This window comes from Izhakiella capsodis (genome assembly GCF_900115045.1).
Taxonomy (GTDB): domain Bacteria; phylum Pseudomonadota; class Gammaproteobacteria; order Enterobacterales; family Enterobacteriaceae; genus Izhakiella; species Izhakiella capsodis.
Genome location: NZ_FOVC01000002.1, coordinates 486,126 through 508,592, shown reverse-complemented (window position 1 = coordinate 508,592; position 22,467 = coordinate 486,126). Strand labels below are relative to the sequence as shown.

General features: G+C 52.1%; 21 protein-coding genes. 1 reads left to right on the top strand and 20 read right to left on the bottom strand.

Features of this window, described 5'->3' with window-relative positions; translation table 11 throughout:
• Positions 1-81: 81 nt before the first annotated feature.
• Together guaA and guaB are read right to left on the bottom strand one after the other, a co-directional pair.
• On the bottom strand, positions 82-1,662 hold the full coding sequence (gene guaA, locus BM191_RS05725; protein ID WP_092876016.1) for a glutamine-hydrolyzing GMP synthase: 1,581 nt from the start codon (positions 1,660-1,662) through the stop codon (positions 82-84).
• A gap of 73 nt (positions 1,663-1,735) precedes the next feature.
• Entirely contained in the window at positions 1,736-3,202 is a 1,467-nt protein-coding gene (guaB, locus tag BM191_RS05720) for an IMP dehydrogenase (RefSeq protein ID WP_092876014.1), read from the bottom strand.
• Between the two features lie 169 nt (positions 3,203-3,371).
• Here guaB and xseA point away from each other — a divergent pair, with 169 nt between their 5' ends.
• On the top strand, positions 3,372-4,742 hold the full coding sequence (gene xseA, locus BM191_RS05715) for an exodeoxyribonuclease VII large subunit (RefSeq protein WP_092876012.1): 1,371 nt from the start codon (positions 3,372-3,374) through the stop codon (positions 4,740-4,742).
• A 101-nt stretch (positions 4,743-4,843) separates the two neighbouring features.
• On the opposite strand, the gene BM191_RS05710 is transcribed toward xseA, so the two are convergent.
• The 18 genes from BM191_RS05710 to BM191_RS05625 form a co-directional block, all read right to left on the bottom strand.
• Positions 4,844-5,047 (bottom strand): YfgJ family double zinc ribbon protein, encoded by a 204-nt coding sequence (locus BM191_RS05710; RefSeq protein ID WP_092876010.1) that lies wholly within the window; start codon positions 5,045-5,047, stop codon positions 4,844-4,846.
• A 74-nt stretch (positions 5,048-5,121) separates the two neighbouring features.
• Positions 5,122-6,612, bottom strand: coding sequence for a ribosome biogenesis GTPase Der (der, locus tag BM191_RS05705; RefSeq protein ID WP_092876008.1), 1,491 nt, complete (start codon positions 6,610-6,612; stop codon positions 5,122-5,124).
• A gap of 171 nt (positions 6,613-6,783) precedes the next feature.
• Entirely contained in the window at positions 6,784-7,965 is a 1,182-nt protein-coding gene (gene bamB, locus BM191_RS05700) for an outer membrane protein assembly factor BamB (RefSeq protein ID WP_092876006.1), read from the bottom strand.
• 53 nt (positions 7,966-8,018) lie between these two features.
• Entirely contained in the window at positions 8,019-8,639 is a 621-nt protein-coding gene (locus BM191_RS05695; RefSeq protein ID WP_092876004.1) for a YfgM family protein, read from the bottom strand.
• A gap of 33 nt (positions 8,640-8,672) precedes the next feature.
• A complete protein-coding gene (gene hisS, locus BM191_RS05690) occupies positions 8,673-9,950 on the bottom strand; it encodes a histidine--tRNA ligase (RefSeq protein WP_092876184.1) in 1,278 nt (425 codons plus the stop codon).
• Positions 9,951-10,046: 96 nt separating this feature from the next.
• Positions 10,047-11,168, bottom strand: a complete 1,122-nt coding sequence (gene ispG, locus BM191_RS05685) for a flavodoxin-dependent (E)-4-hydroxy-3-methylbut-2-enyl-diphosphate synthase (RefSeq protein ID WP_092876002.1) — start codon at positions 11,166-11,168, stop codon at positions 10,047-10,049.
• 36 nt (positions 11,169-11,204) lie between these two features.
• Positions 11,205-12,227: a cytoskeleton protein RodZ gene (rodZ, locus tag BM191_RS05680; RefSeq protein WP_092876000.1), complete on the bottom strand. Its 1,023-nt coding sequence runs from the start codon at positions 12,225-12,227 to the stop codon at positions 11,205-11,207.
• Complete coding sequence (gene pilW / locus BM191_RS05675; protein ID WP_092875998.1) at positions 12,217-12,951, bottom strand: type IV pilus biogenesis/stability protein PilW; 735 nt, start codon at positions 12,949-12,951, stop codon at positions 12,217-12,219. Before pilW ends, rodZ begins: the two co-directional genes overlap by 11 nt.
• Before the next feature lie 96 nt (positions 12,952-13,047).
• The gene (locus BM191_RS05670) at positions 13,048-14,214 is read right to left on the bottom strand and encodes a bifunctional tRNA (adenosine(37)-C2)-methyltransferase TrmG/ribosomal RNA large subunit methyltransferase RlmN (RefSeq protein ID WP_092875996.1); all 1,167 of its coding nucleotides are present in this window, start codon (positions 14,212-14,214) and stop codon (positions 13,048-13,050) included.
• A 201-nt stretch (positions 14,215-14,415) separates the two neighbouring features.
• Entirely contained in the window at positions 14,416-14,847 is a 432-nt protein-coding gene (gene ndk, locus BM191_RS05665) for a nucleoside-diphosphate kinase (RefSeq protein WP_092875994.1), read from the bottom strand.
• 603 nt (positions 14,848-15,450) lie between these two features.
• A complete protein-coding gene (sseB, locus tag BM191_RS05660) occupies positions 15,451-16,221 on the bottom strand; it encodes an enhanced serine sensitivity protein SseB (RefSeq protein ID WP_092876182.1) in 771 nt (256 codons plus the stop codon).
• Positions 16,222-16,269: 48 nt separating this feature from the next.
• The gene (gene pepB / locus BM191_RS05655) at positions 16,270-17,556 is read right to left on the bottom strand and encodes an aminopeptidase PepB (protein ID WP_092875992.1); all 1,287 of its coding nucleotides are present in this window, start codon (positions 17,554-17,556) and stop codon (positions 16,270-16,272) included.
• A gap of 131 nt (positions 17,557-17,687) precedes the next feature.
• Positions 17,688-18,023: an ISC system 2Fe-2S type ferredoxin gene (gene fdx / locus BM191_RS05650; protein WP_092875990.1), complete on the bottom strand. Its 336-nt coding sequence runs from the start codon at positions 18,021-18,023 to the stop codon at positions 17,688-17,690.
• 3 nt (positions 18,024-18,026) lie between these two features.
• A complete protein-coding gene (gene hscA / locus BM191_RS05645; protein ID WP_092875988.1) occupies positions 18,027-19,877 on the bottom strand; it encodes a Fe-S protein assembly chaperone HscA in 1,851 nt (616 codons plus the stop codon).
• A gap of 12 nt (positions 19,878-19,889) precedes the next feature.
• Complete coding sequence (gene hscB / locus BM191_RS05640) at positions 19,890-20,405, bottom strand: co-chaperone HscB (protein ID WP_092875986.1); 516 nt, start codon at positions 20,403-20,405, stop codon at positions 19,890-19,892.
• A gap of 75 nt (positions 20,406-20,480) precedes the next feature.
• Positions 20,481-20,804 (bottom strand): iron-sulfur cluster assembly protein IscA, encoded by a 324-nt coding sequence (iscA, locus tag BM191_RS05635; protein ID WP_092875984.1) that lies wholly within the window; start codon positions 20,802-20,804, stop codon positions 20,481-20,483.
• Between the two features lie 16 nt (positions 20,805-20,820).
• Positions 20,821-21,207, bottom strand: coding sequence for a Fe-S cluster assembly scaffold IscU (gene iscU, locus BM191_RS05630; protein WP_092875982.1), 387 nt, complete (start codon positions 21,205-21,207; stop codon positions 20,821-20,823).
• A gap of 24 nt (positions 21,208-21,231) precedes the next feature.
• Positions 21,232-22,446: an IscS subfamily cysteine desulfurase gene (locus BM191_RS05625; RefSeq protein ID WP_092875980.1), complete on the bottom strand. Its 1,215-nt coding sequence runs from the start codon at positions 22,444-22,446 to the stop codon at positions 21,232-21,234.
• Positions 22,447-22,467 lie beyond the last annotated feature (21 nt).

The window sequence follows — 22,467 nt, the reverse complement described above, 5'->3', positions numbered from 1 at the left end:
ATACCCAATAAAAAAGCCCGCATTACGCGGGCCTAGAAGTACTTAGCTGCTTTTACGTGCAGGCTGTTGCCGGACGCGAAATCATTCCCACTCGATCGTCGCTGGCGGCTTGCCGCTGATATCGTAAACCACACGCGAAATACCGTTGATTTCATTGATAATACGGTTAGAAACGCGACCGAGAAATTCATACGGCAGATGTGCCCAGTGCGCGGTCATAAAGTCAATAGTTTCTACCGCGCGCAGTGAAACCACCCAGTCATATTTACGGCCGTCGCCCATCACGCCAACCGAGCGAACCGGCAGGAATACCGTGAATGCCTGGCTGACTTTTTGGTAGAGATCGGCTTTGTGGAGCTCTTCAATAAAAATGGCGTCGGCACGGCGCAACAGATCGCAATACTCTTTTTTCACTTCGCCCAATACGCGAACACCGAGGCCTGGTCCCGGGAACGGATGGCGATAGAGCATATCGTAGGGCAGACCCAGCTCAAGGCCGATTTTGCGAACTTCATCTTTGAACAGCTCTTTTAGTGGTTCAACCAGCCCAAGCTTCATCTCTTTCGGTAAGCCGCCGACATTGTGGTGTGATTTGATCACATGCGCTTTGCCGGTGGCGGAAGCAGCCGATTCGATAACGTCAGGATAGATAGTCCCTTGGGCCAGCCATTTCACGTCCTCAAGCTTGCCTGCTTCTTCGTCGAATACTTCAACAAAGACGCGACCGATGGTTTTACGTTTGGCCTCGGGATCGTCAATGCCCGCCAGCGCATTCAGAAAGCGCGTTTCAGCCGGCACATGAATAATATTCAGACCAAAGTGATCGCCAAACATATCCAGAACCTGTTCCGCTTCATTCAGACGCAGCAGCCCGTTATCGACGAACACACAGGTCAGTCGTTCGCCAATAGCACGATGCAGCAGCATCGCGGTCACAGAGGAGTCGACGCCACCCGACAGGCCGAGTATAACTCGGTCGCTGCCGACCTGTTGACGCAGGCGTTCGACGGCGTCTTCAATAATCTTCTCCGGTGTCCACAGCGCCTCACAGCGGCATATATCACGCACAAAGCGTTCGAGAATACGCTGTCCCTGGCGGGTATGCGTCACTTCCGGATGAAACTGTACGCCGTAAAAACGTTTTGCTTCGTCAGCCATAATGGCAAACGGGCACGTTTCGGTGCTGGCGACGGTGACAAAGCCAGCCGGGATCGCGGTCACTTTATCACCGTGACTCATCCAGACATCCAGCAGTGGCTTGCCAGCATCGCTGATAGTATCTTCAATATCGCGAATCAGTGCGCTTTCAGCTTGCACTTCAACCTGAGCATAACCAAATTCACGCTCGGTTGATCCCTCAACGCGACCACCCAGTTGGATTGCCATCGTTTGCATGCCATAGCATACGCCGAGCAGTGGCACACCCGCGCGGAAGACGTATTCCGGCGCACGCGGGCTGTTAAGCTCCGTGGTACTTTCCGGACTGCCGGAAAGAATAATGCCGTTGGGATTAAACTGGCGGATCTGCTCTTCGCTTACATCCCAGGCCCACAGCTCGCAGTATACGCCAAGCTCACGCACGCGACGTGCCACCAGTTGGGTATACTGAGAACCAAAATCGAGAATGAGGATCCGATGCTTATGAATATTTTCCGATGTCATTAAGGCAATTCCAGAGCATAGACAAAACTGCGGAAGAACGCCCGCTCTAACCGGGCGTAGTAATTTAGCGGGATTATGATCCCATGCGGTAGTTGGGCGACTCTTTGGTAATGGTCACGTCATGCACATGGCTTTCAGCAATACCGGCACCGCTGATACGGACAAATTCCGCTTTGGTACGCAGCTCATCGATATTGCCACATCCGGTCAATCCCATGCAGGAACGCAGGCCTCCCATCTGCTGATGCACAATCTCTTTCAGACGACCTTTGTAAGCAACGCGCCCTTCAATGCCTTCTGGCACCAGCTTGTCCGCTGCGTTATCGCTCTGAAAATAGCGATCGGAGGAGCCTTTTGACATGGCGCCCAGCGATCCCATACCGCGATAGGATTTAAACGAACGGCCCTGATAAAGTTCGATTTCACCGGGAGACTCTTCAGTACCAGCCAGCATTGAGCCAACCATGACCGCTGAGGCACCAGCGGCGATAGCTTTCGCAATATCGCCAGAGAAGCGAATGCCACCATCTGCGATAACAGGAATGCCGGTCCCCTCCAGCGCAGCAACCGCATCAGAAATTGCGGTGATCTGCGGTACACCTACGCCAGTAACAATACGGGTGGTACAGATTGAACCCGGACCGATACCCACCTTCACCGCGCTGACGCCCGCGTCAGCAAGAGCCAGTGCCCCTGCACCGGTAGCGATATTGCCGCCAATAATTTCCAGGTCAGGATATTTTGCACGGGTTTCACGAATGCGTTGCAACACGCCCTCCGAATGTCCGTGCGAGGAGTCGATCAGCAGAACGTCGACACCGGCTGCGACCAGCGCATCAACGCGCTCTTCATTACCGGCACCGGCACCAACCGCAGCCCCAACGCGCAAACGTCCCTGTGGGTCCTTACAGGCATTCGGTTTACGTTCTGCTTTCTGAAAATCTTTTACTGTGATCATCCCCTTCAGGTGGAAGCTGCCGTCAACCACCAGCGCTTTTTCAACGCGCTTTTCGTGCATTTTTTGCAATACGACTTCGCGCGACTCACCCTCTTTAACCGTCACCAAACGCTCTTTTGGCGTCATCACTGCCGATACCGGCTGACTCAAATCGGTCACAAAGCGAACGTCACGCCCGGTAATAATGCCGACCAGTTCATTGTCGGCGTTGACTACCGGATAACCCGCAAAGCCATTGCGTTCAGTTAAGGCTTTTACATCGCTCAGCGGCGTGCCAGGCAACACCGTCTGTGGATCGGTCACGATCCCACTTTCATGCTTTTTCACCCTGCGGACTTCCTCCGCCTGGCGCTCGACTGGCATATTTTTATGAATAAAGCCAAGACCGCCTTCCTGCGCCAGCGCAATAGCCAGGTTCGCCTCTGTCACGGTATCCATTGCTGCAGATAGCATGGGAATATTCAGGCGGATATTTTTGGTTAACTGAGTGCTGAGATCGGCAGTGTTGGGCAAAATGGTTGAGTGAGCGGGGAGGAGCAGGACGTCGTCAAATGTGAGAGCTTCTTTAGCGATTCGTAGCATGGCAATATCTCAAACTGGGGTAAATGAGAACAGATAAAATATTGCTGCTGAACTATACAGGGCGTAACCGATCGCCTCCAGCTTTTTTTCCAAAAACTCTATGATCCCCACAGACAGCCATGTAGTATCGGTCACTTAACTCGCAAATTTACTCTTTGATTTCTATCACATGTCGCTACCTCCGTCAGGCACCATTTTTACAGTTAGTCGGCTGAATACGACTGTACGTCAGCTGCTGGAACAGGAGATGGGGCAGGTATGGCTGAGCGCCGAGATCTCTAACTTCTCTCAACCCTCTTCCGGGCACTGGTACTTTACCCTCAAAGACGACGGCGCGCAGGTACGTTGCGCGATGTTTCGTCATAGCAACCGCCGCGTAGCCTTCCGCCCTCAAAACGGTCAGCAGGTATTGGTTCGCGCCTCCATCACACTGTATGAGCCACGCGGCGACTATCAATTGATCGCTGAAAGTATGCAGCCCGCAGGCGAAGGCGTATTGCAGCAGCAATTCGAGCAGTTAAAACAGCGGCTCAGTGCCGAGGGGCTGTTTAACGCCGCCCATAAAAAGCCGCTACCGGACCCGGCGCATCGGGTGGGCATCGTCACCTCTGCGACCGGCGCTGCGCTTCATGACGTTCTGCGGATCCTTCACCGCCGGGACCCGTCTCTACCGGTAATCATCTATCCGACCCCTGTGCAGGGGGTCGAAGCACCAGCCTCGATCGTCCGGGCCATCGAACTGGCTAACTTACGCGATGAGTGTGATGTGCTGATCGTCGGGCGCGGCGGCGGCTCGCTGGAGGATTTGTGGAGCTTCAATGATGAACAGGTGGCAAGGGCAATTTTTGCCAGCCGCATACCGGTGGTCAGCGCAGTAGGCCATGAAATCGATGTCACCATTGCCGATTACGTCGCCGACTTGCGTGCATCTACCCCCTCAGCCGCCGCTGAACTGGTCAGTCGTAATCAGATTGAACTGCTGAGACAGATGCAGTCGCAGCAGCAGCGGTTAGATATGGCAATGGATTATTATCTGGCACGCCAGAACCAGGGCTATACCCGCCTGGCGCACCGTTTGCAGCAGCAGCATCCCCAGCTACGTCTGGCTCGTCAGCAAAGCACCCTGCTGCAACTTCAGCAACGTATGACTGATGCCATCCAGCGCAGGCTGAAGCGTATTAATCAGCAGCACGAGCGCACAACTCAGCGGCTGAGCTATCAGCAACCATTGCCACGTATTTCTCGTTTGCAGCAGCGGCTGCAACAACAGCATTATCAGTTGAACCAGGCCATCGGCCAGCAGCTAAATGAACGCCACCAGCGATTTGCCACGCTTGCCGGTCAGCTGGAGGGCGTCAGTCCGCTGGCAACGCTGGCGCGCGGTTTCAGCGTGACAACCACTGCCGACAATAAGGTCGTTAAGAAAGTGCGTCAGTTGAAAGCCGGCGATACACTGAAAACCCGTCTTGATGACGGTTGGGTTGAAAGTCAGGTGACTGAATTACATCGAATCCGCATCAGAAAAAGCCCTGCCGACTGACGGCCGGGCGACGTTCAAAGCACACTCATTTTTCAGCAAGATTGTCTGCCACGATCAGCACGGTTATCCCTCCGGCCTACTGAATTTGCTGACAGGCAGCTTCAGGAGACAATGACGCGCGAGAGGGAAATCATCCCGTGCGTTTTGCAAAAGAAATCAACCGCCCCACATGCTTTGAGTACTTCAGCCGGTTGAACGCATTCCGGGCACACTGGCTGGTTACCAAACTGACGGCCGCAGGCCGGGCAGTCAAAGCCGCTGGCCGACTCGTTTAGCCGCTGCTTATCATGAGGGCATAAAGGCATCGGTCAATCTCCATGACAGATGTGAAAAGCCGGCTTTAGAAAAAATCAGGACCGGTAATTCGGCCCTGATCAAATTAGCGTTTATTCTTCTTGAGGTGCGATATCAGACGTTTACGCTTACGCTGCTGAGTCGGCGTCAGCAAATTACGCTTACCGGCATAGGGGTTATCTCCTTCCTTAAACTGGATACGGATAGGGGTTCCCATCACATTCAGCGATTTACGGAAATAGTTCATCAGATAGCGTTTGTACGAATCCGGTAGATCTTTAACCTGATTGCCGTGAATCACTACGATCGGCGGGTTATATCCACCGGCATGGGCGTACTTGAGCTTCACGCGGCGGCCACGTACCAGCGGTGGCTGATGATCGTCCGTTGCCATGTGCATGATGCGCGTCAGCATTGAGGTACTCACGCGGCGGGTAGAACAGTCGTAAGCTTCAGTTACCGATTCAAAAAGGTTACCTACCCCACTGCCGTGCAACGCAGAGATAAAGTGTACGCGGGCAAAATCGATAAAACCCAGACGATAATCCAGCGTCTCTTTAACCTCATCTTTCACTTCCTGCGATAAGCCATCCCACTTATTCACTACGATGACCAAAGAGCGTCCGGCATTAAGGATAAAACCAAGTAGCGAAAGATCCTGATCGGAGATACCCGCGCGTGCATCAATAACCAGCATCACAACGTTTGCATCTTCAATAGCTTGCAGGGTTTTAATTACCGAGAACTTTTCTACCGTCTCGGTAACTTTGCCACGCTTACGTACACCGGCGGTGTCAATCAGAATATACTCGCGTTCGTCACGCTCCATCGGAATATATATGCTGTCACGCGTAGTACCCGGCATGTCAAATACCACCACACGATCTTCACCGAGAATACGGTTTGTAAGCGTTGATTTACCCACATTGGGACGTCCGACGATTGCCAGCTTTATCGGCAGATCCTGCGGATTAAACGCTTCGTCCTCTTCAGAAGCATCAGCGTCGTTCAACGCTTCCTGCTCCGCCCAGTACGCTTCGTTTTCCTGCTCTTCGGTCAGTGGCTGTGGATCGACCTCTTCGTCACTCATCCAGGGCAGGAGCACTGTTTCCAGCAGGCTGGTGACACCACGTCCATGCGAGGCCGCAATAGGATAAATCTCTCCCAGTCCCAGTGCATAAAACTCGACAACCGCTGAATCAGTGTCCACGCCGTCTGTTTTATTTGCCACTAAGAAGGTCGGCTTATCGCGCATACGAAGATGTTTGGCGATGCCCTCATCGGCTGGCATAAGCCCGGCGCGGGCATCTACCATAAACAGCACCACGTCGGCTTCTTCAATAGCCAGCAATGACTGAGCCGCCATGCGGGTTTCCACACCCTCTTCACTGCCATCGATACCTCCGGTATCGATGCAAATAAACTCACGTCCTTCAACTTCTGCGCGACCATACTTCCGGTCGCGCGTAAGACCGGGGAAATCTGCAACCAGCGCATCACGCGTGCGTGTCAGGCGGTTAAACAGAGTGGATTTGCCTACGTTGGGACGTCCAACCAGCGCAACCACAGGTATCATAACTAAAACCTCACTAAAAATTGCCTGGTCATCCCACAAAGTCGTTTTTAACGGACATCTCATAGTTGACGGGCGAACCAGCGAATGGCGGTAAGAATACCATGCTGTGAGAAAAACGAAACGGCCCCTGATGAACACAGGAGCCGTTTAAAAATAACAACTGCTCAGGATTTAGCGTTTAAAGACGTAAACCTCGCCATCTTTTGACTGAATAACCAGCTTATCACCCGCCACAACCGGTTCAGTCTGAAAGCCTGAACTGTCGACGTTTTGCTGTGCGACAAAGCGACCATCTTCAGTGTTCATCCAGTGTAGATAGCCTTCCGCATCACCAACCACCAGATAGCCATCGTACAGCACCGGTGAGGTCAGATTACGGTGCAACAGCCCGCTCTGACGCCACAGAGACACGCCACCGTCAGCGCTGAGCGCGTCGACACGATCGTTTTGGTCGACCAAATAAATATGATTGTTTTCGACGATGATATCGTGGATACCACCGATTTCACGTTTCCACATTATCTGACCTGAACGTAGGTCAAGCGCGGTCAGATCGCCATTATAGGCCAGCGCATAAACAACGCCGTTAACAATGACCGGCGTCATATCGACATCGGCGAGACGATCAATTTCAGTAGCGCCGCTCGGCTGAGAAATACGCTGCTGCCAGATAATCTGTCCCTGATTGAGCATTACCGCACTAACGCGGCCATTATCACCGCCGACGATAGCAGCACCAAACGCCGTTGAGGGGGCTGATTCGCCACGCAAAGAGAGCGAAGGCTCATCCAGGTTAACTGTCCACTTGATGGTACCATTACTGGTGTCCAGCGCCTGCAACATACCGTTACTGGTATGGATCAGTACCAATCCATCGCTGACAACCGGCCGGGATAGCACTTCGCCTCCAGCCTGAGTTTTCCAGGCTACGCTGCCGTTACTGGAATCAAGAGCGTAGACTATGCCATGCTCGCTACCGATATACAGCAAGGAGCCAGCGGCAGTTATGCCTCCCGACAGCATTGCGGAATGGTTTTTAGAAAAGAAACCCGTTTTTCCAGAAAGATCAACCCGCCATTGCTCTTTGCCATCAGTGGCGTTTAGCGCTTTAACTACGCCGAAACGATCGGCCGCATAAATAAAATTGTCCTGCCATGCCGGATGCAAATTAGAGTAGTAGTTCCCAACGCCATCGCCGACCGACTCACTCCACAACTGTTTCGGTGTGAACTGATTTTCGACCTTCGGCAGCGGTGACATTTTCACGACGTCTTCTTCACCGCTGAACCATGAACATCCGCTGAGTAAGGTAACTGAAATCAGTCCCGGCAGAAGTATCTTACGCAATTCCATGAAGTCCCTCATGTGCCCGTCAGGGTCAATTTTTATACCAATCCCACCGAATTTTAACCCGGCAGATTATTGATTTTCATTTGCAGCATTTCTTTCAGCGTCGAGGAGCTATTGGCTTGGATAGCTTGCTGCCAAACTTCGCGCGCGCCTTTAACATCGCCTTTGCTCAGCAAGGCTTCGCCACGTACGTCGGCAACGATCGCCGTCCAGGCATCCCCTTTAATTTGTTCAAGTGTTTTTAAGGCTTCATCGGGTTGCTTCTGCTGTAGCTCAATGCGCGCCAGACGCAAATTAAGCACCGCTCGCAGCTCCGTATCGTTGGTGTCTTTAAGACCCGCTTTTAACTGCGCGGCGGCATTACTCAGCTGATTGAGATCAACATAACGCTTTGCCAGTTCAAGTGAGGCCAGCGCGCCGTATGTATTACGATTATCTCCTACGAACTTTGCAACAGCCTCCAGCGTCTGCGGTTTACTGTTGTCCATCGCCAAAATAACCTGCTGCCAGTCAGCGGAGGTTTCACGGGAAATAGTACTTTCGTGACTGTTCCAGTAACTCCAGCCAGCCAGTGCCCCAACCCCAAGGATGACGCCCACTACCAGCGCCTTTCCATTCTGGGAAAAGAACCGACGAAGGGCATCCGTCTGTTCACTCTCGTTGCTATAAATTTCCACGCAACCCTCTCCTTTCACTCAGCCTGTGCGGCATTATGCTTTTAATAATAATTCAATGGCCGCAGCGGCCGCATCCTGGGCCAGAGTTTTCTGATCCCCGGTACGTAAATCCTTGATGACCACCTGGCAAGCAGCGACTTCATCCTCACCCAACACCAGTGCAACGCGGGCACCGTACTTATCAGCGCGGGCGAACTGCTTTTTGAAATTACCGCCACCAAAATTAGTCATCAGCTTTAATTGCGGGTTGGCGTCGCGCAGCTGCTCGGCAAAAACCATGGCCGCCGCTTGCACCCCCTGACCAGATGCGATCACATAGACATCAACAATGCGCGTCGGTTCAAAATTCGGATTAACCGCCTGAACCAGAAGTACCAGACGTTCAAGCCCCATAGCGAAACCAACGCCAGGGGTAGCACGTCCCCCCAGCTGTTCGACCAGCCCGTCATAGCGACCACCGCCACAAACGGTGCCCTGTGAGCCAAGACTGGTGGTCACCCATTCAAACACGGTACGGTTGTAGTAGTCGAGTCCCCGTACCAGGCGCTGGTTTATCCGATAATCAATGCCCGCCGCCTCAAGCAAAGCGCAAAGAGCATTAAAATGTTCGCGCGATTCGTCGTCAAGATAGTCATGCAACGCTGGCGCGCTGTTTAGCAATTCCTGAATTTGATCATTTTTGCTGTCCAGCACCCGCAGTGGATTGCTGTACATGCGCCGTTTGCAGTCTTCATCCAGCTTATCTTTGTGTTGCTCAAGGAAGGCTACCAGCGCATCACGGTAGTCTGCACGTGCCTGCAACGAGCCAATAGAGTTCAACTCAAGAGAAACATGATCGGCAATGCCTAACGCTTTCCACCAACGGGCGGTCATGATGATCACTTCCGCATCAATATCCGGGCCTTGCAGGCCAAACACCTCAGCGCCTATCTGGTGAAACTGGCGATAGCGCCCTTTTTGCGGACGTTCGTAGCGGAACATCGGTCCGATATACCACAGGCGCTGTTCCTGATTGTACAGCAGGCCATGCTCAATACCTGCGCGTACGCAGCCTGCCGTACCTTCCGGGCGCAAGGTTAGGCTCTCGCCGTTGCGGTCATCAAACGTGTACATCTCTTTTTCAACCACGTCGGTTACTTCACCGATAGCGCGTTTGAAAAGCGGCGTCTGCTCTACAATGGGTACGCGGATTTCACTGTAGCCGTAACTACTCAGCACCTTCTTGAGAATGCTTTCAATTCTTTGCCAAATGGCAGTTTCTGTCGGAAGATAGTCGTTCATGCCACGAATGGCCTGAATATTCTTTGCCACTGAATTCTTCTCATCTGTTAGTAATGCAGGCCAAACCACGTCGGCCCGCATCTGATATTACTCCACGCCAGAATAAGCATATGCTGTGACGCTTACTTACTTTTCCAGCAGATGGATATTAATACGTTGGCTTTCATCAAGCATTGAAGCCTTAGCGCGAATACGCGCCTCAAGCTGGTCGATCATATCCTGATTATCAAGGCGATCGCGCTGGCGAACACCGTCTTCATAAAAACCACTTTTTTTATTTCCCCCGGTAACACCAAGCGTTGACACCAATGCCTCGCCGGGACCATTCACCACGCAACCGATAATAGATACGTCCATCGGCGTGATGATATCTTCCAGCCGTTGTTCAAGGGCATTCACCGTGCCGATAACGTCGAACTCCTGACGCGAGCATGTCGGGCAGGCAATAAAGTTGATACCGCGGGCGCGAATACGCAACGACTTAAGAATATCAAAGCCAACCTTCACTTCTTCAACAGGATCAGCAGCCAGCGAAATACGTAGCGTATCACCAATGCCTTCAGACAGCAGCAGGCCGAGACCAATTGCTGATTTCACCGAGCCGGCACGGGCACCACCAGCTTCGGTGATCCCAAGATGCAACGGCTGATCAATTTGCTTTGCCAACAGGCGATAAGACTCGACAGCCAAAAATACATCAGAGGCCTTAACGCTGACCTTAAATTGGTGAAAGTTAAGCCGGTCAAGATGATCAACATGGCGCATCGCTGACTCAAGTAGCGCCTGTGGCGTTGGCTCACCGTACTTTTCCTGCAGATCTTTTTCGAGCGAGCCTGCGTTTACGCCAATCCGAATAGGGATGTTTTTATCACGTGCACAATCTACGACCTGGCGAATGCGTTCATTATTACCAATGTTACCAGGATTAATGCGTAAGCAGTCAACGCCATACTCCGCCACTTTTAGCGCAATACGATAATCAAAATGGATATCAGCAACCAGCGGCACGTCAACCCGCTGTTTGATAAACCGGAAGGCCTCAGCTGCGTCCATGGTCGGAACCGACACGCGGACGATATCGACACCAACCCGTTCAAGAGATTTAATCTGGTTTACCGTAGCATCCACATCCGTGGTGCGGGTATTTGTCATTGACTGGACGGCGATGGGTGCACCATCGCCAACTGGCACCTTGCCGACGTAAATACGCGTTGATTTACGCCGAATAATGGGTGCTTCATTATGCATAAAGACTCTCCATAATTACTCGTAAAAAACTGGGACTCAATGAGCGCCCAGTGTCAAACGAGCAACCTGGTTGCTACGAATAAAACGACTCAAATCCACAGGCTTGCCTGCAAACTGGATACTAACCGCAGCTGGCGCACCGATTTTCAATCGATAAGGCAGTTTACCAGCGAGGCTAAGTTTGTCACCGCTGTGCTGTATGCCATTGAACAGTTTTTTGCCTGATGCATCAGTAACATCCAGCCAGCAATCGCTATTGAAATTAAGGACTAAGGCGTCAGAGATCGCATTAGACGTTGCCGCACTGACAGTTGCCGGGATATTCTGCGGCGCGTTTGCCGCAGCAGCAGCGTTATTGTTCAACGCCTGACTCGGCGGTACAACGGCCGATACGCCATTATCGCTGTTAGTGCTGGCGTCTGCAGCAGTCTGAGCCTGTGGTGCCGAAGTCTGACTGGCAACTGTTGGTGGCATTGGCGCTGAGTTTGAGCTGTCCGCTACGCTATCGGCCGCACTAGTGTTTGCAGGTGCTGAAGAAGACGCTGGCGAGCTGCTGCTGACATTACTGTCAGAAAGCGCGATTGACGGATTATTAGCGCTGCCGCCGTCATTATGCTGGCCGAGAGAGATCAGTTCCTGCTGAGCAGCCTTGTGGTTTTGCCACCACCAGGCACCCGTCAGTCCCACGATCACAAACAGCACCAGCCAGGTGAAAATCATTAACCATCCATCGCGTTTCTTACGCCGCTTGCCCAAAGAAAAACGTTGCATCGGCTCAACTTTTGCAGCTCTGACCGGTGTCTGTTTGGCGAGCATTGGCAGCAGTTCCTCTTCTGGTACGTGGACCAGTCGGGCATAGGAACGGATGTAGCCACGTATAAAAGTCGATGCCAGTTCGGCAGACGAATTGTCTTCCTCAATATCGCGAATTGTCGAAAGTTTAAGACACAGACGCTCGGCGACATTTTGCTGAGTCAGTCCCATGATTTCACGCGCTATACGCAGGCGTTCACCTGTGGATTGTACTGCTGAGTTATCTTGATTGGCTTCAGTATTCATTAGCTAAATATTGCTGGTATTGTAACGATTGTGGGAACCCTTGCGCCAACTGTACAGCGTAACGTTGAACATCACGACTGCGCCCTGCTAACGCGGCGAAACGAATCTGTAACCATAAACTCTCAGCCGTAGCCGGAGCCTGGCGCTGATAAATATCCAACAAAAGGCGGCTTTGTTCAAAGTCTCCCTGATTAAACCGTTGGCTAGCTTCGGCCAGCATCAGAGACCCTTTGTTCACATCCGCTTTTACTGCCTTAGCAAATGCCTGTCGGGCAAGTGCTAATTTTTGTGCCTTCAGATAACAATAACCTGCATTGTCGTAACTGTCTGCTCTGGCACCCATCTGGGCGCTTTGCAATGCCGCGGTAAACTGCTGTTGTGCGGCTTCATACTGCCCTAATCTGCAGAGAAACGCACCGTAATTATTAAGCACATAGCCGTTGAACGGTGCGATTTTCAGCAGCTTGCGATAACGCATCTCCGCAAGGCGGGTATTACCCTGCAACTGCGCGTAACGCGCCTGAGCAAGTTGGACCCGGTAGTCACCAGGCGACAAACGCTCAGCCTCGTCAAGATTCAGCGCGGCCGCCGATAGCGAGTTGCGTAACATTAGCGCCAATCCCAGTTGCAAACGCGTTTCAGCCAGTGCCTTGCGTTGTTCACTATGCTGACATCCATTCAGCATAGCGCAAAGCAGTATCAGTCCTTGAATTTCTTTACGCATTGCGCCTCCTGCTTTGCATTCTTGCAATAAATGCTACTGCAAAGCACCGCAGCGGCAAACACCGCTGGCCGAAAGGGGGCTAATCGTTGCGCGCTTTCAGAGCGCCTTCACAGAAATCGCTTCACCGCTCAACTTTTTGCGTATCGTACGTTTCGTACGGTCGATAACCTCACCCGCTAACTGACCGCAGGCAGCATCAATATCATCACCACGTGTCTTACGCACAATAGTAGTAAATCCATATTCCATCAACACTTTAGAAAAACGATCAACCCGACTATTCGAACTACGACCATAAGGTGCGCCAGGGAACGGGTTCCAGGGTATCAGGTTGATTTTACAAGGGGTATCTTTCAGCAACGCCGCCAGCTCGTGAGCCTGATCGGTACTGTCGTTTACGTGATCGAGCATTACGTACTCAACCGTTACCCGCCCCTGGTTAGCATTAGACTTCTCAAGATAGCGCTGTACGCTCGCAAGAAATGTATCAATATTATATTTTTTATTAATTGGCACGATTTCATTGCGGATAAGATCATTCGGCGCATGAAGAGAGATAGCCAGAGCAACATCAATCATATCACCAAGCTTATCCAATGCCGGCACCACGCCAGAAGTGGAGAGCGTAACGCGTCGTTTAGAAAGACCAAAACCGAAATCGTCCAGCATAATCTCCATCGCCGGGACTACATTAGTCAGATTCAGAAGCGGTTCGCCCATTCCCATCATCACCACGTTGGTGATCGGGCGCTGGCCGGTAATACGCGCTGCACCGATGATTTTAGCTGCACGCCAGACCTGACCGATAATTTCCGCCACGCGCAGATTACGATTGAATCCCTGCTGTGCCGTCGAGCAAAATTTGCACTCCAGCGCGCAACCTACCTGTGAAGAAACGCAAAGCGTCGCGCGATCATCTTCCGGAATGTAGACCGTTTCCACCTGCTGATCACCAACCTGCAACGCCCATTTTATCGTGCCATCAGAGGAGCGCTGCTCCATCGCAACTTCCGGAGCCCGAATCTCCGCGATATCCTTTAGCTTGCCGCGCAGCACCTTATTGATATCGGTCATTTCATCAAAATCGTCACAGCAATAGTGATAAATCCACTTCATAACCTGGTCGGCGCGAAATGGTTTCTCGCCAAGCGCGGTGAAAAACTCGCGCATTTGTTGACGATTGAGGTCCAACAGATTGATTTTAGTTTTAGCTTCAGGAAGGACAAATGCGTCTGACGAAGGCGTCACAATGCGTTCTGACATAATATTCTCTGGCCTCGTTATTACACGTTATGGCGCTGCTAATGGCGTGAAAAGAGACGCCCCCACTGGGCACGCCGGGCTCAGTGGGGGCGGGTGCGTTGATTGTACAAGCCCGAAGTTCAGGGCGAAAGATGCTGGCATGAATAAATTGTAAAGGTGATTAATCTTTCCCTGCACAACGCATCAACTTAAACCTGAGTATCAGCGAGTACGCGGGCAGATTTCACCTTCACCAAAAAAGTAGGTGATTTCACGCGCAGCCGAATCAGTTGAATCTGAACCGTGGGTGGCGTTTTCTGTAAAGCTGTCTGCGTAGTCGGCTCGCAGGGTACCTGCCAGAGCATTGCTGGGATTCGTGGCACCCATAAGATCACGATGACGCTGAACGGCATTTTCACCTTCCAGCACAGAGACGACTACCGGACCGGAAGTCATGAACTCGACCAGGCCGTTGAAGAACGGGCGGTCTTTGTGCTCAGCATAAAAACCTTCGGCCTGTTCTTTCGTCAGATGTAACATCTTAGTTGCGATAATTTTAAAGCCTGCCGTTTCAAAACGGTTAAAAATGGCACCAATTACGTTTTTTGCCACCGCATTGGGTTTAACGATGGAAAAGGTACGTTCGATTGTCATATTGACCTCTGTCTTAACTAAAAATTATGCCGGTTCCTCCGGCCTTGGAATCGGCGCAAATTATAGGGGGGGATGTCGCGGGCTGCCTATCGGAATTTTAAGCACTCAGTGAAAAAACATGATCGATATCTCAACAAGCCGGTCACAATTTTTTGATACTTGCCAGGGATGAAATTAAGTAAGGCCAGCCATCGCGTGATATCGATCACCAGCTCATACAGATTGGCATCCGGCGTAACATCCGCATGAAGGAAAAGTGCAACAACGCTATTAGCGCTAATTGCCTCTGAATGATCCCTGACGCCGGTATAAAATAATCAGGCCTCATCATCAAACCGACCACGCCCCCGCATCGGAGACTCAAATAAATAACTCCGCCATCAGGCGTCATCTCATCAATTCAGTGAGCAAACGCTGATTATCATGTCAATGTGATCTACGTGGCTACCGGCATCAACATCAACCTGGCTAATGACGCTCATCGTTATTTTCGCCTGAAAAACCTTGCTGGTTACTACATCGGGCTGAAAAATCAGCCCGGTAATGAAAATGCGAGAACTCTACGTCTGCTCAAGCGGAAGGCGCGTATATTGCCAAGGCGGCTCAGACCATCTTCACTTTGATATCACGCAAAAAGCTCCCCCAGCGCCGCTCATAAAACGGCGTGATGTGAGCAGTAAAGAAGTGGCTGATCCCACTTTCGCCCTCTTTCACTTCACACAGGTCGATGACGGCATCGTCATTAAGGGTATCCGCTGCTACCTGGCCTGCCGCATTAATAATCGCTTCAATCTCCTGATCGGCCTCAATACCGATCAGGAGATTGGCCGGCCCACCACGGTTTTCTTTCATCGAGGCAACAAAAGCACGGCGTACCTGCTTATATTTTGCAAACAGCTGCGTCAGTGAATCCACCATTTGTGCTGGCGGTACGGCCACTTCAGACAGCAACAGGCTGTTATTACCTTCAAGAACGCTAAGCTGTGTCAACGCGCTGCCCTCCTCGCCCAGCAAGTTGGCAATTTCGCGCGCAGAGAACTCCTTACCCGCAGGCAACGTCGGATTGAGGAACAGGGTTTCACCCTGGGTTAGCTCAAACAGCGTACGCGTCGGCATAATCAAATAAGGTTGCTCTTTACTTACTGCCTTTACCATCGCGGTCTCTGAGGTAAAAAATGGAATGACACTTTCACCACTTTCCTTTTCCCAGTGCTGAAGGTCGACCGCCGAATCAGCGTCGATAAACGCCTGCTGGCTTTCGCCGGGTACCAGAATGCTGGACGCCATCAGCAGCTGAAAAAATTCAGGGCGGTGTGCTGGCTCAGTGGTAGCCAGACTAAGCACTTCCTCCAGACGATCATTTCTCAATTTCATACCAATCACTCAGCGGAGGCGCCACATACCACGCGGCGCCTGAACAAATTATTTCAGCAATAGATTAGCCAGCGTGCGCACGCCAAGTCCTGTCGCACCTGCGGACCACTGCTCCACCGCTGATTTGCGATAAGTTGCGGAGCAATCAATATGCATCCAGCCCTTTTGATACTGGCTAACAAAATGGGACAGAAAACCGGCTGCAGTGCTGGCACCGGCGGTGTGAGCACCACTGGCGATATTACACAAATCGGCAAAATTAGAAGGCGTATGACTGCGATGGAAATCAGCCAGCGGCAGACGCCAAAAAAGTTCATTCTCGCTGGCAGCAGATTCCAGCAGGCGAGCAGCTAAAGGATCATCGAAACTGAACAGCGCATGATAATCATTACCAAGCGCCGTTTTAGCCGCGCCGGTTAATGTAGCGGCGTCAATCAACAACTCCGGCTGCTGCTCACTGGCGTCGATCAGGCCATCGGCCAGCACCAGGCGCCCTTCCGCGTCGGTATTCATCACCTCAACAGTTTTACCGTTACGATAGCGAATGATATCACCGAGGCGGAAAGCATTGCCGCTAACCATATTGTCAGCACAGCAGAGATACAGCTTGACGCGTTTTTGCAGTCCACGACGAACAGCCAACGCCAGTGCGCCACTGAGCGTAGCCGCACCGCCCATATCCGATTTCATGGAATCCATTGAGCTGCTGGGTTTTAGACTGTAGCCGCCTGTATCAAAGGTGATGCCTTTACCCACCAGGCAGGCATGTACCGGGGCGTTGTCATCGCCGCCGGGATTATAATCAAGCGCCAACAGCACAGGAACACGCGTCGAGGCACGGCCAACAGTGTGAATCCCCATATAGCCCTGTTCACGTAACGCTTCGCCTTTGGTAATGCGGTAGCTCACCGCCTTGCCGCCAACGGCACAGAGCAAATCAACAGCGCGGCTGGCAAGCTGCTCAGGGGCAAGATCTTCGGCCGGAGCATTGATAATATCACGCACCCAATCGACAATTTTCAAACGGTTATTCAGTTCAACACGCTGCTTATCATCAAGCGAAGGCCAGACAACGTGGCGTTCCCCTTTAGGCCCACGAAAGCCCTGCCAGAAGGCCCAACAGCGTTCGAGATCCCAACCTTCGCCACGCAACGCCACCTGCTTTAAATCCTGGCTATCAATTTTGCGCGCTGCTCGCTGAATCACTGCCAGCGCGTCTCCCGCAGTGAGATGAATAGTGACGCTTTGATCGCCAATACTCATTGTGGCTTTTTCACCCCAGCGATCATCAGCCGCCTGATTAGTGAGTTGAACATTCATCGTTTGACTGGTCATCACAGTATCCTTATTGGTATGCTCAGTGAGTAAGTCAGAGTAACAGCGTTAATGCTTCACTGAGCGATCGGCGCCTGACGTCTGTGCATAAAAAAAGGCCGATTTATCCGGCCCGTGATCAATTTTTGCGCTTAGTGTTCGCGCGCATGATTGATGGTATAGCGGGGGATCTCTACCACCAGATCCTCATCGGTGACCCTGGCCTGGCAGCCCAGGCGACTCTCCGGCTCCAGCCCCCATGCTTTATCCAGCATATCATCCTCATCTTCGCTACTTTCTGCCAATGAGTCAAAACCTTCGCGCACCACGCAGTGACAGGTCGTGCAGGCACAGGACTTTTCGCAGGCGTGTTCCAGTTCAATGCCGTTACGCAGCGCAACTTCAAGAATAGTTTCGCCGCTACCAGCATCAAATACGCCACCTTCAGGTAGTAGCTCCTGATGGGGTAAAAAAACAATTTTGGGCATGGTTTAAACCTCATCAACAGATTGTCCGGCCAGCGCACGACGTATTGATTCGTCCATGCGACGCGCAGCAAAATCCTGAGTTACTTTGTCGAGTTGTTGTACAGCCGCGTCAATGTCGGCGGCAGAAGCACCATTAAGCTTTGCGCGTAACTCCAGCTGTGTCTGGCGGATCAGATCCCGTTCAACCTGCGTCAGCAGGCTTCCATCTTCAGCCAGTGCGCCGTCGAGGCTTTGCAGAATGCGCAGCCCCTCCACTTTTTGCTCGGCCAGTTTACGCGCCTGCATATCATCACAAGCGTAGGTCATTGATTCGCCGATCATATCGGCGATTTCACCGTCTGTCAGGCCATAAGAGGGTTTGACCTGAACAGCGGCGGCAATGCCGGTGGTTTTTTCCGTCGCTGTAACGTTAAGTAAGCCATCGGCATCAACCTGAAAGATAACGCGAATGTGAGCGCCCCCTGCCGGCATTGCTGGAATACCACGCAGCGTGAAACGCGCAAGCGAGCGGCAATCAGCGACCATTTCACGTTCGCCCTGTACGATATGCATGCTCATCGCCGTCTGCCCGTCTTTAAAGGTAGTGAACTCCTGCGCACGAGCAGTGGGAATAGTCGTATTGCGCGGCACCACTTTTTCTACCAGCCCACCCATCGTTTCAAGCCCCAACGAAAGCGGGATCACGTCCAGCAACAGCATGTCGCTATCGGGCTTATTCCCCACCAGAATATCCGCCTGAATCGCCGCACCAATAGCCACTACGCGATCGGGGTCAATGGCAGTTAAGGGCGTGCGGCCAAAAAAAGCACCCACTTTTTCGCGCACCTGTGGCACGCGGGTTGAACCGCCAACCATAACCACTTCCAGCACTTCATCGACGCTGACGTCGGCATCTTTAAGCGCACGACGACAGGATAGCAGCGTGCGCTTAATCAACCCGTCGATTAGCGCATTAAATTCGCTGCGCGTTATTTCACCCTGCCAGTTGCCAACCTTCACCAGGGTACAATCGGCGTCGCTCAAGGCAACTTTAGCCGCTGCTGCGATATCCAGCAGCTGACGCTGTAAACGGTGATCCTGACGATCGTGCAACCCGGTCTTATCCCGCAGAAGATCTGCCAGCAACTGGTCGAAGTCGTCGCCACCCAGCGCGGAATCCCCCCCGGTAGCCAGCACTTCGAACACGCCACGACTCAGGCGCAATACGGAAATATCAAAGGTTCCGCCGCCCAAATCGTAAACGACGATTACACCCTCTTTACCTGAGTCCAGGCCGTAAGCGATAGCGGCGGCGGTCGGCTCATTGAGCAACCTCAAAACGTTAAGTCCGGCAAGCTGTGCCGCATCTTTCGTTCCCTGGCGCTGTGCATCATCAAAATAGGCAGGCACGGTAATCACCACGCCATCCAGATCGCCACCCAGCGAGCTTCGCGCGCGCTCGGCCAGCACAGTGAGTATCCGGGCGGAAACACTGACCGGGTTAACGCTACCGCCGGCAGTAACCAGCAGTGGCAAATCATTTTCACTGGATTGGAGCTGATAAGGTAAATGCGGATAACGCTGCCGAATATCCGTCAACGTACGCCCCATCAGACGCTTCACTGAGCTAATGGTATTAACCGGATCAAGCGAGGCCTGATTACGGGCTTCCCAGCCAATGCGAAGCCTATCTTTTTGGTAGTGAACAACAGAAGGCAGTAAATGCCGGCCTGACGCGTCTGGCAGCGTTTCAGCCTGTCCGCTTTGCATCGTCGCAACCAGTGAATTGGTGGTCCCCAAATCAATACCAATCGCCAGCCGGCGTTGATGGGGAGGGGCTGACATTCCCGGTTCGCTAATCTGTAATAACGCCATAAATGCTTCTCATTATATATCAAGCAGCTGTTCTTCAAGCATTTCTGCCTGGGCGCGCAGTTTAGCGATAAAACGTAACTTACGCACGCTATCAGCAGCCTGTGGCCAGTTTTGCTCTGCCAGCTGATCGCGCATCTGGTTGTGCCTGGGAGCTGACATGCCGTCAAGCCGCTGCATAAAGTCGTAGAGTGCGGCGTCATCCTGCTGCTGTTCGATGGTTTCCAGCTCTTCACGCATGGCGAGCTGCTCGAACAAAAAATCGGTGTCGTGCAGCGTCTGCTGTTCATTATTGATATCGATGCCGTGCAGGCTGAGCAGATACTCGGCGCGTGGAAGCGGCTTTTTCAGCGCCTGATAGGCCTGATTAATCGTTGCCGCCTGCTGTATCGCTTGCAAACGCTCATTTTCGGGACGAGTAGCAAAACGATCGGGATGAAACTGACGTTGCAGCTCCTGAAAGCGGGCAGCCAACTTAGCGCTACTAATTTCAAACGACAACGGCAAACCAAATAGAGAGAAGTAATCCATAAAAGACTCAAAACGCAGTGTGATCAGATAAATCGCCCCGCATAGAGCAGAGCGATAGATTAACGACGAGGCTGGTCAGACGCTAAAGCTTTCACCGCAGCCGCATTCGTCTTTTATATTGGGATTATTAAATTTAAAGCCTTCGTTTAATCCCTCTTTCACGAAGTCGAGTTCGGTGCCGGCAAGATAGATCAGACTTTTACCGTCGATGATCACTTTAACGCCTTTATCTTCAAAAACCCGGTCCTCAGGCCGCACTTCATCAACGAACTCCAGCACGTAAGCCATACCGGAGCAACCTGACGTACGCACGCCAAGACGAAGACCGACGCCTTTCCCACGGTTTGCCAGAAACGCGTTAACGCGGGTCGCTGCCGTGTCGCTTAATGTAATCGACATCTGTCAGCCTCCTTGATTAGCCAGCGTTCTTTTTATTCTTATAATCTGCCACCGCCGCCTTAATGGCATCTTCTGCCAGAATAGAGCAGTGGATTTTTACCGGTGGAAGCTCCAGCTCTTCGGCGATAGCCATATTGGTAATGCTTTGCGCTTCCTCCAGTGATTTTCCCTTAACCCATTCAGTAATCAGTGAACTGGAGGCGATGGCAGAACCACAGCCATAAGTTTTAAAACGTGCATCTTCGATAATGCCCGCGTCATTAACCTTGATTTGCAGTTTCATTACGTCGCCACAGGCGGGAGCACCGACCATACCGCTGCCGATTGAAGGATCGCTGTTATCAAAAGAGCCGACGTTGCGCGGATTCTCGTAATGATCGATAACTTTTTCACTGTAAGCCATTGTCTCGTCTCCTGATGCCAGAAATTAGTGATGTGCCCATTCGATAGCGTTAAGATCGACGCCAGCTTTAAACATCTCCCATAGTGGGGAGAGGTCGCGCAGACGACCAATAGACTGATGTACGAGGTCAATAGCGTAGTCGATCTCTTCTTCGGTGGTATAACGCCCCAGGGAGAAACGAATAGAGCTATGCGCCAGCTCATCGTTCATGCCCAGCGCGCGCAGGACATAGGAAGGTTCAAGGCTGGCTGACGTACAGGCTGAGCCAGAGGAAACGGCCAGATCTTTCAGTGCCATGATCAGTGACTCACCTTCAACATAGTTGAAGCTGACATTCAGGATGTTCGGCGCCCCTTTTTCAAGGTCACCGTTGAGATAAACTTCTTCGATTTCTTTCAGACCATTCCAGAGACGGTCGCGTAAGCCACGCACACGGGCAACTTCACTGGTCATCTCCTCTTTTGCGATGCGATACGCTTCACCCATACCAACGATTTGATGAACTGGCAGCGTGCCTGAACGCATACCACGTTCATGACCGCCTCCGTGAATTTGAGCCTCCAGACGAATGCGCGGCTTACGACGCACATAAAGCCCGCCAATACCTTTCGGGCCATAAATTTTGTGGCCGGAGAAGGACATCAGGTCAACTGGTAGCTCCGCCAGGTTTATCGCAAGTTTACCAACGCTCTGAGTCGCATCTACGTGAAAAATGATGCTACGCGCACGACAGAGCTCACCAATCGCGTTGATGTCCTGCACCACACCGATTTCATTATTCACGTGCATTAAAGATACCAGCACAGTATCGTCACGCATCGCGTTCTCGATAGTTCGAAGATCGATAATACCGTTGCTCTGCGGTGACAGGTAGGTGACCTCGAATCCCTCACGCTCGAGCTGACGGCAGGTATCCAGCACCGCTTTGTGTTCGGTTTTACAGGTGATGATGTGCTTACCTTTCTTTTGGTAGAACGTCGCCGCGCCTTTAATGGCCAGATTATCCGACTCGGTCGCTCCCGAGGTGAATACGATTTCACGCGGATCGGCACCAATAAGCTCAGCTATCTGATTGCGTGCAATATCAATCGCCTCTTCGGCCTGCCAGCCAAATCGGTGAGAGCGAGACGCGGGATTACCAAAAGTGCCATCGAGGGTGAGAAATTGCATCATCTTCTCGGCCACGCGCACGTCCACCGGCGTCGTTGCGGAGTAGTCCAGATAAATCGGTAGTTTCATTGCTCTTAAACTCCGTACATC

What these genes read in the sequence shown, in the direction of transcription:
- xseA (WP_092876012.1), top strand. Translation starts at nt 3,372, where the DNA reads ATGTCGCTACCTCCGTCAGGCACCATTTTTACAGTTAGTCGGCTGAAT.
- pepB (WP_092875992.1), bottom strand. Translation starts at nt 17,556, where the DNA reads ATGACCAGTCAAACGATGAATGTTCAACTCACTAATCAGGCGGCTGAT.
- iscU (WP_092875982.1), bottom strand. Translation starts at nt 21,207, where the DNA reads ATGGCTTACAGTGAAAAAGTTATCGATCATTACGAGAATCCGCGCAAC.
- hscA (WP_092875988.1), bottom strand. Translation starts at nt 19,877, where the DNA reads ATGGCGTTATTACAGATTAGCGAACCGGGAATGTCAGCCCCTCCCCAT.
- iscA (WP_092875984.1), bottom strand. Translation starts at nt 20,804, where the DNA reads ATGTCGATTACATTAAGCGACACGGCAGCGACCCGCGTTAACGCGTTT.
- ndk (WP_092875994.1), bottom strand. Translation starts at nt 14,847, where the DNA reads ATGACAATCGAACGTACCTTTTCCATCGTTAAACCCAATGCGGTGGCA.
- guaA (WP_092876016.1), bottom strand. Translation starts at nt 1,662, where the DNA reads ATGACATCGGAAAATATTCATAAGCATCGGATCCTCATTCTCGATTTT.
- sseB (WP_092876182.1), bottom strand. Translation starts at nt 16,221, where the DNA reads ATGAAATTGAGAAATGATCGTCTGGAGGAAGTGCTTAGTCTGGCTACC.
- BM191_RS05710 (WP_092876010.1), bottom strand. Translation starts at nt 5,047, where the DNA reads ATGCCTTTATGCCCTCATGATAAGCAGCGGCTAAACGAGTCGGCCAGC.
- pilW (WP_092875998.1), bottom strand. Translation starts at nt 12,951, where the DNA reads ATGCGTAAAGAAATTCAAGGACTGATACTGCTTTGCGCTATGCTGAAT.
- fdx (WP_092875990.1), bottom strand. Translation starts at nt 18,023, where the DNA reads ATGCCCAAAATTGTTTTTTTACCCCATCAGGAGCTACTACCTGAAGGT.
- BM191_RS05625 (WP_092875980.1), bottom strand. Translation starts at nt 22,446, where the DNA reads ATGAAACTACCGATTTATCTGGACTACTCCGCAACGACGCCGGTGGAC.
- rodZ (WP_092876000.1), bottom strand. Translation starts at nt 12,227, where the DNA reads ATGAATACTGAAGCCAATCAAGATAACTCAGCAGTACAATCCACAGGT.
- hscB (WP_092875986.1), bottom strand. Translation starts at nt 20,405, where the DNA reads ATGGATTACTTCTCTCTATTTGGTTTGCCGTTGTCGTTTGAAATTAGT.
- BM191_RS05670 (WP_092875996.1), bottom strand. Translation starts at nt 14,214, where the DNA reads ATGTCAGAACGCATTGTGACGCCTTCGTCAGACGCATTTGTCCTTCCT.
- der (WP_092876008.1), bottom strand. Translation starts at nt 6,612, where the DNA reads ATGATACCTGTGGTTGCGCTGGTTGGACGTCCCAACGTAGGCAAATCC.
- bamB (WP_092876006.1), bottom strand. Translation starts at nt 7,965, where the DNA reads ATGGAATTGCGTAAGATACTTCTGCCGGGACTGATTTCAGTTACCTTA.
- guaB (WP_092876014.1), bottom strand. Translation starts at nt 3,202, where the DNA reads ATGCTACGAATCGCTAAAGAAGCTCTCACATTTGACGACGTCCTGCTC.
- ispG (WP_092876002.1), bottom strand. Translation starts at nt 11,168, where the DNA reads ATGCATAATGAAGCACCCATTATTCGGCGTAAATCAACGCGTATTTAC.